At 65.9% G+C, this 14,777-nt stretch carries 12 protein-coding genes and 1 tRNA gene; all 13 read left to right on the forward strand.

Translation table 11 applies throughout. The annotated features are described in order from the left end of the window. Nucleotides 1-334: 334 nt before the first annotated feature. Nucleotides 335-1,234 carry an RNase adapter RapZ gene (rapZ, locus tag HMPREF2826_RS05385; protein WP_058269804.1) on the forward strand — a complete coding sequence of 300 codons (900 nt, stop codon included), beginning with the start codon at nt 335-337 and terminating at the stop codon, nt 1,232-1,234. A 4-nt stretch (nt 1,235-1,238) separates the two neighbouring features. Then, on the forward strand, nt 1,239-2,246 hold the full coding sequence (whiA, locus tag HMPREF2826_RS05390) for a DNA-binding protein WhiA (protein WP_083307286.1): 1,008 nt from the start codon (nt 1,239-1,241) through the stop codon (nt 2,244-2,246). Nucleotides 2,247-2,382: 136 nt separating this feature from the next. Further along, complete coding sequence (gene gap / locus HMPREF2826_RS05395) at nt 2,383-3,408, forward strand: type I glyceraldehyde-3-phosphate dehydrogenase (RefSeq protein WP_058269884.1); 1,026 nt, start codon at nt 2,383-2,385, stop codon at nt 3,406-3,408. Nucleotides 3,409-3,509: 101 nt separating this feature from the next. After that, on the forward strand, nt 3,510-4,700 hold the full coding sequence (pgk, locus tag HMPREF2826_RS05400) for a phosphoglycerate kinase (protein WP_058269883.1): 1,191 nt from the start codon (nt 3,510-3,512) through the stop codon (nt 4,698-4,700). Then, nucleotides 4,693-5,457, forward strand: a complete 765-nt coding sequence (gene tpiA / locus HMPREF2826_RS05405) for a triose-phosphate isomerase (RefSeq protein WP_070639869.1) — start codon at nt 4,693-4,695, stop codon at nt 5,455-5,457. Before pgk ends, tpiA begins: the two co-directional genes overlap by 8 nt. A gap of 110 nt (nt 5,458-5,567) precedes the next feature. Then, nucleotides 5,568-5,825: a preprotein translocase subunit SecG gene (secG, locus tag HMPREF2826_RS05410; protein ID WP_070639872.1), complete on the forward strand. Its 258-nt coding sequence runs from the start codon at nt 5,568-5,570 to the stop codon at nt 5,823-5,825. Between the two features lie 213 nt (nt 5,826-6,038). Next, a complete protein-coding gene (locus HMPREF2826_RS05415) occupies nt 6,039-7,670 on the forward strand; it encodes a peptide ABC transporter substrate-binding protein (protein WP_070639875.1) in 1,632 nt (543 codons plus the stop codon). A 155-nt stretch (nt 7,671-7,825) separates the two neighbouring features. Further along, nucleotides 7,826-8,866: an ABC transporter permease gene (locus HMPREF2826_RS05420; RefSeq protein ID WP_070639878.1), complete on the forward strand. Its 1,041-nt coding sequence runs from the start codon at nt 7,826-7,828 to the stop codon at nt 8,864-8,866. Between the two features lie 13 nt (nt 8,867-8,879). Then, nucleotides 8,880-9,839: an ABC transporter permease gene (locus HMPREF2826_RS05425; protein WP_070639881.1), complete on the forward strand. Its 960-nt coding sequence runs from the start codon at nt 8,880-8,882 to the stop codon at nt 9,837-9,839. Between the two features lies 1 nt (nt 9,840). Then, nucleotides 9,841-10,995 (forward strand): ABC transporter ATP-binding protein, encoded by a 1,155-nt coding sequence (locus tag HMPREF2826_RS05430; RefSeq protein ID WP_070639884.1) that lies wholly within the window; start codon nt 9,841-9,843, stop codon nt 10,993-10,995. Then, nucleotides 10,996-12,036, forward strand: a complete 1,041-nt coding sequence (locus tag HMPREF2826_RS05435) for an ABC transporter ATP-binding protein (RefSeq protein WP_070639887.1) — start codon at nt 10,996-10,998, stop codon at nt 12,034-12,036. A gap of 145 nt (nt 12,037-12,181) precedes the next feature. Next, nucleotides 12,182-12,272: transfer RNA gene (locus tag HMPREF2826_RS05440), tRNA-Leu, on the forward strand. Nucleotides 12,273-12,479: 207 nt separating this feature from the next. Then, on the forward strand, nt 12,480-14,723 hold the full coding sequence (locus HMPREF2826_RS05445) for a SpoIIE family protein phosphatase (protein WP_246824697.1): 2,244 nt from the start codon (nt 12,480-12,482) through the stop codon (nt 14,721-14,723). The last annotated feature ends 54 nt before the right edge of the window (nt 14,724-14,777 follow it).

A 14,777-nucleotide genomic window follows, 5' to 3' on the forward strand; every position in this document is an offset into this window, starting at 1 on the left:
TGACTGAAGCGCGACCGGCCCTCGGTCGCCTGACCGGCTGACACGACCGGCGCACGCGGGTCCCGGCTCCGCTGCCGGCAGCGGCACGCCGGCAGGAGCAGCGAGAGGAGCATGCCATGGCAGCACCCGTCACACCCACCTTCGGCTACGAGGACGGTATCACGCCCGCCCTCGAGCACGGCGTGCCCGCAGGCACGGGGCTCTGCTAGCCATGGACGAGACGACCTCCTCACCGTCCTCGTCACAGCCTGGGCGCCCGGGCGCGCCCCACGCCGCCGCGCCGGAAGCGCCCTTTGACGGCGGCGCCCGTGAGCGGCGCGAAAAGTCCCGGCAGATGCGCTTTGCCGCCGCGGCCGACCGCATCCCCGACATCGTGATCATCACGGGCATGTCGGGCAGCGGTCGCACCCAGGCCCTCCACGTCTTCGAGGACATGGGCTACTACTGCATCGACAACCTGCCGCCTCGCCTCATCCTTGACCTTGCCAAGCTCGTGGGCATCAACACCGGCATCGACCGTCATCTCGCGGTCACCTGCGACCTGCGCAGCCAGGGGCTCTTTGACGAGATCTCCGACGTCATCCAGACGCTCGACGAGCATGAGCTGTCGCACAAGGTCGTGTTCCTCGACGCCACCGACGAGGTCCTCATGCGACGCTATGACGAGACGCGTCGCCGCCACCCCCTGGCCAACCAGGGAGACAGCACGCGTCGCGCCATCCTGCGCGAGCGCCGTCAGCTCCAGGAGATTCGCGAGCATGCCGACCTCGTCATCGAGACGAGCCGCCTGCGCACCTCGGCGCTGCGCACCAAGATTCGCCGCGCCTTCTCGGGCCTCACCGACCAGCAGCTCCTGGACGTGCACGTCTTTTCGTTCGGCTTCAAGCATGGCATGCCCGCTGAGGCGGACCTCATGATCGACGTGCGCTTCCTGCCCAACCCCTTCTACGACCCCCAGATGCGCGATCTCACGGGCAACGACGACCTGGTCAGGGACTTCGTCCTGGGGCATGAGGTCACCGGTCGCTTCATGCGGGCCTGGCAGCGCCTGCTCGACGTGGTCATGCCGGGCTACATCGCCGAGGGCAAGGCGCAGCTCTCCATAGCCGTCGGCTGCACCGGCGGGCAGCACCGCTCCGTCGCCATCGCCAACGCCACGGCCGACTACCTCAAGGGACAGGGCTATCGCGTGTCTCGGTCGCACCGCGACCTCGAACTCGCCGCGAGGGGGTAGGGCGATGTCGTTCACCGCGCGCGTGAAGGACGAGCTGTCGCGCCTTGACGGGCGCTGCGACGCGTGCTCCTACGCCGAGCTCTCGGCCATCGTGCGCGTGTGCGGCACCCTCACGCTCTCGGGACGCGCGCGCCACTCCATCCGCGTCTCCACCGAGACGGGGGCCGTGGCCCGCACCATGATCAGGCTCACCCACGAGCTCTTCGACCTTGAGACCCCCCTCACGGTGCGTCGCTCCAACCTGCACAAGGCCCGCAACTACCTCATCGAGATACCCGAGCAGGACAAGCTCGCCGCCGCGCTCGTGCGCCTGGGCATCGTCACGCCCGACGCGGGCCTGGTGGGCGGCGTGCCAGAGGGCCTGCTCGCGCGGCGCTGCTGCAAGGAGGCCTTCGTGCGGGGCGCCTTCATGGCCGGCGGCTTCATAGCGGACCCGCGGGGCGACTTCCACCTTGAAATCGCCGTGGCGGGCGACGAGCTTGCCCACGGCATTCGCGCGCTCCTCGCGGAGCTGGGCGTAAAGGCCCGCCTCAACCGCCGGCGCGGCACCCCCGTGCTCTACCTCAAGAGCTTTGAGGACATATCGCTCCTGCTCTGCCTCATGGGCGCACGGCGCTCCGCCCGGGCCATCGAGAGCGTCCGCAAGGTGAAGTCGCTCAAGAACGACGTCAACCGCCGGGTCAACGCCGAGCTTGCCAACCAGGCGCGCTCCACGGGCGCCGCGCTCAGGCAGCTGCAGCTCATAGACGAGGCGGACCGCCTCATCGGCGTCCGCCGCCTGCCGCCCGCGCTCGAGGAGTTCTGCGTCATGCGTCGCCGTCACCCCGACGTCTCCTTCGCCCAGCTGGGAAGGCTCTTCGTGCCGCCGGTGTCAAAGTCCGCGCTCTACCATCGCGTCCTCAGGCTGCAGGACGTCGTCGAGGAGTCGGCCGGCCGCCGTTCGCGCGCGGGCGGCGGGAAGGCGCAGCTGGCGTCGGGGCGCCGACCCCCTCGCGACGGGACCGGCTCGTGAGCGTGCCTGCCGCCCCAAGGCGCCGACGACGCGTCGAACATCACGCTGTCATGGCAAAAGGGGTAAAATATGATGCGTGCATGTGAGTGGCCAGTCGGAGGAACGGCCTCCAGATGGCCTCGCGAAAGGAGACAGTATGGCAGTCAAGGTTGCTATTAACGGCTTCGGCCGCATCGGCCGTCTGGCGTTCCGTCAGATGTTCTCGCACGAGGGCACCGAGATCGTCGCGATCAACGACCTCACCTCGCCGGACATGCTTGCCTACCTTCTGAAGTACGACTCCACCCAGGGCAACTACTCCCGCGACCACAAGGTCGAGTCCACCGAGGACTCCATCATCGTGGACGGCAAGAAGATCACGATCTACGCCGAGGCTGACGCCTCCAAGCTGCCGTGGGGCGAGCTTGGCGTTGACGTCGTCCTCGAGTGCACCGGCTTCTACACCTCCAAGGCCAAGGCGCAGGCCCACATCGACGCCGGCGCCAAGAAGGTCGTCATCTCCGCTCCCGCGGGCAATGACCTGCCCACCATCGTCTTCAACGTCAATCACGAGTCGCTGACTGCTGACGACGACATCATCTCCGCCGCCTCCTGCACCACCAACTGCCTCGCTCCCATGGCGAAGGGCCTCAATGACTTCGCCCCCATCGTCTCGGGCATCATGACCACCATCCACGCCTTCACCGGCGACCAGATGACCCTTGACGGCCCCCAGCGCAAGGGCAACAAGCGTCGCTCTCGCGCCGCCTCCGAGAACATCGTTCCCAACTCCACCGGTGCCGCCAAGGCCATCGGCCTCGTCCTGCCCGAGCTCAACGGCAAGCTCATCGGTGCCGCCCAGCGCGTCCCCACGCCCACCGGCTCGCTCACGAACCTCTACGCCGTCGTTGACAAGAAGGTCACCGTGGACGAGGTCAACGCTGCGATGAAGGCCTATGCCGAGTCCATCCCCGAGACCTTCGGCTACAACGAGGACGACATCGTCTCGCGCGACATCATCGGCGAGACCCACGGCTCGATCTTTGACGCCACCCAGACCATGGTCCAGGACCTCGGCAACGGCCAGAGCCTCGTCCAGGTCACCTCGTGGTACGACAACGAGAACTCCTACACCTCTCAGATGGTCCGCACCATCAAGTACTTCGAGAAGTTCGTCGCCTAGGCGGGAGCACTCGTAGCCTCATGGGGGGTGCGGTCGCAGGTCCTTGGGCCGCGGCCGCACCCTCCCTCGTATCACGGGCACCGCTACCAGAAGGAGCGAGCATGGCATTTACCAAGAAGACCGTCCGTGACGTCAACGTGGACGGCAAGCGCGTCCTCGTGCGCGTCGACTTCAACGTTCCCCTCAAGGACGGCGTCGTCACCGACGACACGCGCGTCCGCGCCGCCATCCCCACGATCACCTACCTCAAGGATCACAACGCGGCCGTCATCCTGATGAGCCACCTCGGTCGCCCCAAGGGCGACGGGCCCGAGCCCGAGCTGTCGCTCAAGCCCGCAGCCGACAAGCTCGCCGAGCTGACCGGCTACGACGTCAAGTTCGTGGCCGACACCTATGGCGACGAGGCCGAGGCCGCAGTCAAGGCCCTGAAGCCCGGCCAGATCCTCGTCCTTGAGAACGTCCGCTTCCTCAAGGCCGAGAAGAAGAACGACCCCGAGGTCGCCACGAGGCTCGCCTCCTACGGCGACGTCTTCGTCCTTGATGCCTTCGGCACGGCGCACCGCGCCCAGGGCTCCGTCGTCGGCCCCGCCGCCCACATCCCGGCCGTCGCGGGCTTCCTGCTTGAGAAGGAGGTCGACACCCTGACCTCCATCTTCGCCGAGCCCGAGCGTCCCTTCGTCGCCATCGTCGGCGGCTCCAAGGTGTCGTCCAAGATCGGCGTTCTCGACCATCTCATCGACGCCGCGGACACCCTCATCATCGGCGGTGGCATGGCCTACACGTTCTTCCTGGCGAAGGGCTACACGGTGGGCACCTCCCTCAAGGAGGAGGACTGGGTCGAGCGCGCCGGCGAGATGCTCAAGAAGGCCGAGGCCAAGGGCTGCAAGATCCTGCTCCCCGTGGACAACGTCGTGGCCGACCACTTTGGCGAGGACGCCCAGGGCGAGGTCGTGGACTCTGACAAGATCCCTGACGACCGCATGGGCATGGACATCGGCCCCAAGACCGTCGAGCTCTACTGCGAAGCCGTCAAGGGCGCCAAGACCGTCTTCTGGAACGGCCCCATGGGCGTCTTCGAGATGGACCAGTTTGCCACCGGCACCGAGGCCGTGGCCCGCGCCATCGCCGACGCCGACTGCACGTCCATCATCGGCGGCGGCGACTCGGTGGCCGCCATCAACAAGTTTGGCCTGGCCGACAAGATGAGCTGGATCTCCACCGGTGGTGGCGCATCCATGGAGCTCGTCGAGGGCAAGGCCCTTCCCGGAGTGGAGGCGCTTCTCGATGCGTAACCGTATGATCGCCGGCAACTGGAAGATGAACAAGACCTACACCGAGGGCGTCATCCTCGCGCAGGGCCTTGCCAAGGAGCTCGCCGACGGCAGCGGCGACGTGGACGTCGTCGTGTGTCCGCCCGCCGTTGACCTCAAGGGCGTCGCGGAAGTCATCGAGCAGGAGGCCGCATCCTTCGCGCTGGGCGCCCAGAACGTCTACTGGGAGGAGAAGGGCGCCTTCACCGGCGAGACCGCTCCTGACATGCTCACCAACGTGGGCGTTCGCTACTGCATCATCGGTCACTCCGAGCGTCGGGGCTACTTTGGCGAGACGGACGAGGACGTCAACCGCAAGGCAAAGGCCCTGATGGCCCACGGCCTCATCCCCATCAGCTGCTGCGGCGAGCCGCTTGAGGTTCGCGAGGCCGGCACTCATGTTGATTTTGTTGTCGACCAGATCAAGAAGGACACGGCGGGCCTCACCATCGAGGACCCCTCGGCGTACGTCGTCGCCTATGAGCCCATCTGGGCCATCGGCACCGGCAAGACCGCCACGGCCGACGACGCCCAGGAGGTCTGCGCCGCCATCCGCGCGACGCTCACCGAGGTCTTCGGCGCCACGACGGCCGACGGCATCCGCATCCTGTACGGCGGCTCGGCCAAGCCCGAGAACGTTGCCGGCTTCCTCGATCAGAAGGACGTCGACGGCGCCCTGGTGGGCGGCGCGTCGCTCAAGGCGGACTCCTTCGCCGCCATGGTGAGGGCGGCCATGTAGGCAGGCCGGACGTGCGCCGCGCTCATCTGTGCTAGAGTACCAGCGAATGCGCATGTGTCGGGGGCTGGCGATGCGACAGCGTCGCCGGCCCCGTCGTCAAAGGAGCCTCTGTGGGTATTTTCAACACCATCGTCCTCATCCTGATGTTCGTCTCGGCCTTCCTCAGCATCGTCCTCATCCTCATGCATTCCGGCAAGGGGACGGGCGTGTCGGACATGATTGCCGCCTCGCTGTATAACGCCAGCGCGGGGACGGGCATCCTCGAGCATAATCTCGACCGCCTCACCCTCATCACGACCACGGTGTTCGTGATCTGTGTGCTGGTGCTTGCCATCACCTTCCCCAACGGCACCATCCTGGGCGTGTAGCGCAATCGGATCGCCCGCGGGCGACAATGTCGCCAGCGGGGGAAAGTTTTCGATGGGTGTCCTGTTTGGCCTGGCGTTGCAATAGCTGCATACCTTGGCATAAAATAGGTAATACTATCCATAAACATGGGCTGGTTAAGCGGTATTCCCATGTTTTCCCATAGAGTTGCGCGACGGCGTCACGGTCGTCGCGCATGGAAACGGAGGAACTTCATGCATCAGAACCATGCAGTAACGCGCCGTGGCTTCGTTGCGGGGGGGCTCGCGTCGACGGCCCTTGCGGCCCTTGCCGGATGCGGCAAGAAGAACGCCGGATCCTCTGATGGCGGCACGGGCGCCGGCGGCACCCTGAAGTACTACATCAACAACCCCGTTGCCATTGACCCCTACAACACCCAGGAGGACCAGGGCACGCAGGTCGAGCACATCCTGTTTGACGCGCTCACGGACTACGACTGGTCAAAGAGCGCGGTCGTCCCCAAGGCGGCCGAGTCCTGGGAGTCCAACGACGACGACACCGAGTTCACCTTCCACCTGGTCAAGGGCGCCAAGTTCCACAACGGTGACGCCGTGGACGCCAAGGCGTTCAAGCGCGGCTTCGAGCGCATCTGCGACCCCGACATGTCCACCCCCTCCGAGATCAACTACCACCTTGCCCCCATCGTGGGCTACGAGGAGATGCTCAGCAAGAAGGCCAAGGAGCTTTCGGGCGTCACCTGCCCCGACGAGAACACCCTCGTCATCAAGCTCAACGCCCCCATGGCCGACTTCCCCACGGTCTGCTCGCACCCCGCCCTCGCGCCGGTGCCCCAGGCCGCGCTGGACGACCCCGCGTCGTTCCTCAAGCACCCCATCGGCAACGGTCCCTTCATGATGGACGGCGACTGGGTGGCCGACCAGTACATCAACGTCAAGCGCTTTGACGACTACTACGGCGAGAAGGCCAAGCTCGACGCCATCAACTTCTCCATCCAGAAGGACCCCGACACCGCCTTCCGCGAGTTCGAGGGCGGCAACCTCGACATGGCGCAGATTCCCACGGGCCGCTTTGGCGAGATCAGCGAGAAGTACGGCAAGTCCGAGGACGGCTATACCGTCACCAAGGGTCACCAGGTCCTCACCGGCGCCGAGCTCTCGGTGTACTACCTCGCCGTCAACTGCGAGAAGATCACCGATGCGACCGTGCGTCGCGCCATCTCGCTGGCCATCAACCGCCAGAACATCTGCGACACCCTCTTCGAGGGCACGCGCACCCCTGCCGACAGCGTCTTCCCCAAGATTCTTGACCCGGACATGGACAACTCCTGGCCCGACTGCAAGTACGACAAGGCGGCCGCCCAGAAGCTCGTGGACGACAACAACCTCGCGGGCACCGAGATCACGCTCAGCTACAACTCGGGCGGCGGCCACGAGGACATCATGTCCATCGTCCAGAGCGACCTCGAGGCCGTGGGCTTCAAGGTGACGCAGGAGTCCCAGGAGTGGGCGTCCTACCTCACGAAGCTCGGCGACGGCAACTTCCAGATGGGCCGTCTCGGCTGGATCGCCGACTATCCCACGATGGACAACTTCATCTATCCCAACTTCTACAGCACTGCGGACAACAACTACTCCAAGTACAACAACCCCGCAGTTGACAAGGCCATCGACGCGGCGCGCCAGATCACGGACGAGGACAAGCGCAAGGAGGCCTTCCGTGCCATCAACAAGACCCTGGGCGAGGACATGCCCATCATTCCCCTGATGTTCTACTCGCACAACTGGGTCGGCAGCTCCCGTATCGAGAAGCTCTATCTTGACCCGCAGAGCAAGGTTGACTTTGCGACCGCAAGCATCCAAGCTTAGGTCTTGCTGATTTTGGTTTCGCGTAGGTCGTAGCGACACACGATGGTGGTGGGGCATCGGTAGCACGGTGTCCCACCCCTCGTTTTGTATGAGCGATAGGGCGTCCCTCGCCAGCAAGGACCAGGCCTGGGGCGTCTCATGGAGGAGTCCTTCGTATGGGCAAGTACATCGTCAAGCGCGTTCTTCAGTTCATTCCGGTGTTTCTGGGCGTCACACTCATTCTATTTGCCATGCAGAACATCGTCCCCGGCGACCCCATCAAGCTCATCGCCGGCGAGAAGAAACTCGACCCGCAGACCGAGCTCAACCTGCGTGCCACGTATCACCTCATCGACACCGACGCCGACGGCAAGCCCATCCTTGACGAGAGCGGCAACCCCGTCGAGACCCCCCTGTGGAAGCGCTACACGCTGTATCTGAGCGGGCTTCTCCAAGGTGACCTGGGCGTCTCCTACCAGCAGTCCGGCAAGAGCGTCTCGTCCATCCTCATGGAGAAGTACCCCTACACCATCCGCCTTGCCGCCGTCGCCATCCTCGTCGAGGCGGTGATCGGCATCCTGGCGGGCATGGTGTCGGCCATCAAGCGCTACTCGTTCTGGGACGTGCTCGTCACGCTCTCCACCTCCATCCTCGTCGCCATGCCCGCGTTCTGGCTGGGCATGCTGCTGCAGCTCTTCTTTGGCATCATGGTCAAGGACTGGACGGGCGGGGGCTTCTATCTGCCCATCTCGGGGGCGGGGGGCCCCACCGCCGAGTTCAACGCGGGCATGTACTACATCCTGCCCGCCATCACGCTGGCCTCGGTCTCAACGGCCTACACGGCGCGCATCATGCGCTCGCAGCTGCTCGAGGTCATGAACCAGGACTACATCCGCACCGCCCGGGCCAAGGGACTCTCCCGTCGCGCGACCATCCTGCATCACGCGCTCAAGAACGCCCTCATCCCCGTCGTCACCTACATCGGCATCGACTTTGGCGCCATGCTCGCCGGCGCCATCCTCACCGAGACGGTCTTCAACTGGCCGGGCGTGGGCTTTGAGACCTATCGCGCCATCACGCAGCGCGATTGGCCCATCGTCATGGGCTCGGTGACGATCATCGTCATCGTCGTCATGGTCATCAACCTCATCGTGGACATCAGCTACGCCTTCCTCGATCCTCGCATCAGGTACGGCAGCTCCAGGGATCAGGGATAGGGGGGAGGCTGACATGAGCCTCAAGTCATGGATGAAGGGCGAGCCCGTCGCCGTCGAGACGCCCGACCAGCAGCGCGACGCCGCGCCGGCCGAGGGAACGACGATCGACGCGGGCGCGCCCTCGCGCACGCTCTGGGGTGACGCCCTGGCGCGCCTCAGGCGCAACCGCCTTGCCATCGTGGCGGTCATCTGGATCGCCTTCATCGTGCTCGTCGCCCTCACGGCCGACCTCTGGGTCCCGCAGACGCTGGGCGGCCCCACGGCGCAGCTCTATGACGCGCGTCTGCCCATGAGCGCCGCGCATCCCTTCGGCACCGACCAGGTGGGTCGCGACGTGCTCTCGCGCGTCGTCTACGGCGCGCGCATCTCGCTTGCCGTCGGCCTGTTGGCCACGGCCATCTCCACCCTCATCGGCCTCGTCATGGGTGCCGTCGCCGCCTATTACGGCGGCTTCTGGGACACCGTCATCATGCGACTGGCCGACGTCTTTTTGGCCTTCCCGTACATCCTCTTCGTGATCGTCATGCTGGCGGTCCTGGGCTCGGGCATCCAGAACGTCTTCATCGCCATCGGCGTGCTCGGCTGGCCGTCCATTGCCCGCGTGTTCCGCTCGGCGATCCTCTCCGTCAAGGAGAACGACTACGTTGACGCGGCGCGCTCCATGGGCGCCTCGGACGCGCGCATCATCATGCGCCACATCTTTCCCAACTCCGTCGCGTCCATCGTGGTGTACTCCACGATGAACATAGGTGGCGCCATCCTCACGGAGGCCGCCCTGTCCTTCCTGGGCATGGGCGTCGTGCCCCCCGACCCCTCGTGGGGCATCCTCATCGAGGACGGGCAGAAGTTCATCGCCACCCAGCCCTGGCTCATGATCATGCCGGGCCTCGCCATCCTACTCACCGTCCTCGCCTTTACGCTGCTCGGTGACGGCCTGCGTGATGCCCTCGACGTCAAGATGAAGGATGCATAAGATGCTGTTTGGACGAAAGAAGCGCGACGAGAACTACGTTGACCTCAAGGAGCTGCCCGTTCCCGAGGGCGAGCACCTGCTGGAGGTCGACGACCTCAAGATGTTCTTCCATACGCAGGACGGCGTGGTCAAGGCCGTCAACGGCGTCTCATACACCCTTGACAGGGGAGAGACCCTCGGCGTCGTGGGCGAGTCCGGCTCCGGCAAGTCGGTGACCTCGCTCACCATCATGGGGCTCATCGACATGCCCCCGGGGCGCATCGAGGGTGGTGACGTGCGCTATCACGGCAAGTCGCTTCTCGCCATGAGCGAGGAGGAGATGGAGCACATTCGCGGCAACGACATCGCGATGATCTTCCAGGACCCCATGACCTCCCTCAACCCGGTGTACACCATCGGACGTCAGCTGGGCGAGGGGCTCAGACTGCATCGCGGCTACTCCAAGAAGGAGGCCCTTCAGCGCTCCGTCGAGCTCCTTGACATGGTGGGCATCCCCAACCCGGAGCAGCGCGTCAAGGACTACCCGCACGAGTTCTCGGGCGGCATGCGCCAGCGCGTCATGATCGCCATGGCGCTTGCCTGCGACCCCGACATCCTCATCGCCGACGAGCCCACCACGGCCCTCGACGTGACCATCCAGGCGCAGATCATCGAGCTCATGCAGGAGATGCAGCAGAAGAACGGCAACGCGATCATCATGATCACGCACGACCTGGGCGTCGTCGCCGACGTCGCGGACAAGATCATGGTCATGTACGCGGGTCAGCCTGTGGAGTTCGGTACGGCCGACGAGATCTTCTACAGCCCCCTGCACCCCTACACCTGGGGCCTCAACCGCTCCATCCCCGATCCCATCATCGACGAGAAGCGCCCGCTCACGCCCATTACGGGCAACCCGCCCTCGCTGGTCAACGTGCCTGCCGGCTGCCCCTTCTCGCCGCGCTGCCCCTATGCCACAGAGCGCTGCCACACCACGGCGCCCGAGCTGCACGTGAGCGAGACGGGTCACTACGCCCGCTGCCATTTTGCGGGTGATGCCGCCTTCGTCGCCGCCAACGCCCCCGCCACCTCGCGCACGCGGGGCAAGTCCGCGCCCGACACGCCAAAGGCGCATGCCCCCAGGCATGCCGCGGCACAGGAAGGAGGCGAGGCATAGATGGGACAGGACAGGCATGAGGGCACTCAGCCCCTGCTCAAGGTCGAGCACCTCACCAAGGAGTTTCCCGTCGAGGACGGCGTTATCTCCGCGCATCGCAAGGGCTCCAAGAAGGTGCACGCCGTCGAGGACGTGAGCTTTGAGATCTATCCGGGCGAGACCTTTGGCCTCGTGGGCGAGTCGGGCTGCGGCAAGTCCACGACCGGCCGCTCCATCATGCGCCTCACGACGCCCACCTCGGGCACCGTCATCTTTGACGGCAAGGACATCTCCACGATGAGCAGGGCTGAGTTCAAGGCCATGCATCGCGACATGCAGTACATCTTTCAGGATCCCTACGCCTCGCTCAACCCGCGCATGACGATCGGCGAGATTGTCTCCGAGCCGCTTGCCATCCACAACGTCATGCCCGACACCGCCGAGCGCACGGCGTTCGTGCGCGAGCTGCTGGACGTCGTGGGCCTCAACCCCGAGCACATCAACCGCTACCCGCACGAGTTCTCAGGGGGGCAGCGCCAGCGCGTGGGAATCGCCCGCGCCTTTGCCCTTAGGCCCAAGCTCATCATCTGCGACGAGCCCGTCTCGGCCCTGGACGTGTCCATCCAGGCCCAGGTGCTCAACCTCCTGTCCGACCTTCAGCGCGAGTTTGGCACGGCGTACCTGTTCATCGCCCACGACCTGTCGGTCGTCCAGCACATCTCGGACCGCGTGGCCGTCATGTACCTGGGTCACCTGATGGAGCACTCCGACTGGAAGTCGCTCTACACGGAGCCGCATCATCCCTACACGCAGTCGCTCCTCTCGGCGGTGCCGGTGCCCGACCCGGACATTCAGCACGCCCGCAAGCGCATCATCCTTGCCGGCGACGTGCCGAGCCCCATCGACCCGCCCAGCGGCTGCCCCTTCCACACGCGCTGCCCCATCGCCCAGGGCCGCTGCTCGAGTGAGGTACCCACGCTGCGTGAGGTGCTGCCTGGGCACTACTGCGCCTGCCACTTTGGCGAGAAGAACCCCATCAAGGAGAGCTCGATACGGCTGTAGGGCTGTAGGTGAGGGTGCGGTCTGAGGGCGTGGCCTCACGAGCCGCGAGCTGTGGGTCGCGGACGGTGGGTCACGGCGTCGTCGGGAAAATTGTTGTTGCCACGACTACGGCGCTGTGGTATTGTTTCTTTCGCACCAAACGAATGTCGGAGTGGCGGAATTGGCAGACGCGCTAGCTTGAGGTGCTAGTGACTGACTAAAAGGTCGTGCGGGTTCAAGTCCCGCCTCCGACACCACGAGTGTCAAAGAGCGTTCCCGCAGGTAGAGGCCACAGGCCAACCAACGGGAGCGCTCTTTTTTCTCATGGGCGGCTCATCTCGTCTCATGGGCGGCTCGCCGCGTTTCATGAGTGCTCGCCGCGTCTCATGGGAGCTCGCCTCGCGGGACCCACCGCTGCGGCGTCGGGTCCAAGGGCACGCCCGCCACGACTGATGGAGGTCATGATGGCGCGAGAGATCGTTCGGCGGATTGACGGCATCGGCGCCCGCGGCGTCAACGCCACCCTCGCCGGCCTGCTGGCCCTCACGAGCGACGCCGTCCTCGCCTTTGACGGGACGGGGCGTGTGCTGCTGGCCAACGAGCATGCGCAGCGGCTCTTCGTCCACGGCCCTCAAGGTCTCGTCGGGACGGACGTGCGCGCTCTGTTTCCCCCTGCGGTGGGCGTGGTGCCCAGACGGCCCTTCTCTCCCTCCTCGCTGCCGTTTTCCGTGGACGGAAGCCAGCAGCTGCTCACCTGCCTCACGGGTGACGGCGCCCAGACCGAGCTTGCCGTCCGCGCTCGCGAGGTGGGCATGACGGATGATTCTGCCCGCGGGCCCTATCTCGTCGTCGCACACGAGGCGGATGCTTCCAAGGCCGCCGACGACGAGCGCGAGCGTCTCGTGGGCGAGCTCTCACGCGCCAACCACCGGCTCGCGGGCACGCTTGACATCGTGCTGGGCACCCTGGGCACGCGGGACGTGACGACCCTGCTCGAAAAGGTCATAGAGGAGATCACCCAGATCATGGAGGCCACGGGCTCCCTCTTCTTTGTCGCCGAGGGTGACGGCTACCACCTGCGGGGGCGCAGCTCCGCCCTCAGGCAGGCGCGGGTGTCTCGCTACATGCCCTTTGGCTACATGATCGAGAAGCTCACCACGCGCGCGGGTCGCGCCCTCAGGCTGAGGGTGCTCGAGCCGAGACGCGACGCCCTCAGGCGGGGACGCCCGGCGTTTCGCGAGATGGTGGACGAGGAGACCCGCGAGGTCTTTGAGGTGCGTGCCGAGACGCTGCCGCCGTTCGTGAGCTTCATCGCCGTGCCCGTGTGGTTTGGCGGCCACGTGATCGCCCTCATCGAGGTGGGGTGGGAGCACGTGCATCCCACGCGCCGGGAGGACGCCGAACTGCTGGACGCCGTCGCCCAATACCTTTCCGTGCAGCTCGTAGGCGCCTTCTCAGCCCTGCGCCAGCGCAAGGGGGACCACCTGGACAACGTGGCCTCTCGGCTCCGTGCGCGGCTCATGGAGGCCAGCGGGGCCAAGGAGGCCCCGGTCCTGTCCTGTCTCGCGAGCGCCTGCCAGGAGCTGCGTGCCACCCCCTGCGCCGTGCGCGTCGTCGCGGGAGCTGACGGCAACGTCACGGTGGCTCTGCCGGGAGGTGACGTGTCGCTTGCCGTGGACCTGGGGCTGACGACGCCCCTGGTTGCCTGTGCCCACGGCGACGTGGCCGAGTCGGAGGTCCTGGGCATCGCGACGGAATCCGACCTGGCCCGATGGCTCGACGCGCACGGGGCGTCGGACCGAGGGGCAGTGCTTGACCTGGGCTGCCTAGGGGGGCGCCGACAGGTGTTCTTGGTGTTGCGCGACGCCACCGCCGAGCCCTTCGACGACCTTGAGCTCCGCTTTCTGCGGGTAGTCGCTCATGACATCCGGGAGCTCACCCTGGGCGAGGAGGCGCGCCGGCAGGACCAGCGCATCGCCCAGGCCCTGCAGACGGGGATGAGAAACGAGCTTCAGAGCGTGAGGGGCCTGTCCGCCCAGGGCATCTATTCCTCCGCCACGGCGACGGCCTACGTGGGCGGCGACTTCTACGACCTCGTGCGCCTGCCTCACGAGCGTGCCTGCGTGATCATGGGTGACGTCTCGGGAAAGGGCGTGGAGGCGGCGTCCGTCTCGGCCGCCGTGCGCACGGCGCTGGGCGCCTACTCGTGGCAGGGCCTCTCGCCCGCGCGCATGGTGCGCCTGCTTAACGACTTCCTGCTGGGCTTCTCGCGCCTTGAGACCTTCGCAACGCTCTTCGTGGGCATCGTGGACCTGCGGGTGAGCCTTCTTACCTACTGTTCTGCGGGACATCCGCCGGCGCTGCTCGTGAGAGGCGACACGGGCGAGATCGAGAGCCTGGACGTACAGTCGGGGGTCGTGGGGGCCTTTCACGAGATGGACTACAAGAACGGCAGGGTGAGGCTCTCGGAGGGCGACCTGCTGCTGCTGTATACCGACGGGACCACGGAGGCGCGCTCGCCGGACGGGGCGTTCTTTGGCGAGGAGGGCCTGCGCGACGCCGTCATGACCCAGGCGACCCGGGGCTATGAGGGCTTCCTCGATCGTCTGCTCGCGACGTTGGACGCGTTCACCGACCGTCAGCTTGACGATGACGTCGCCATGGTGCTGCTACGCTTTGACAGCCTGGGCGGCGGCCTCGCACCGTGATGTCGGCGGGGCGTCGGGCGCGTCACGTCGCACGGCGTCCCCTTCGCGTCACGT

The organism is Olsenella sp. HMSC062G07, from assembly GCF_001811895.1.
Classification (GTDB): Bacteria; Actinomycetota; Coriobacteriia; order Coriobacteriales; family Atopobiaceae; genus Olsenella_F; species Olsenella_F massiliensis.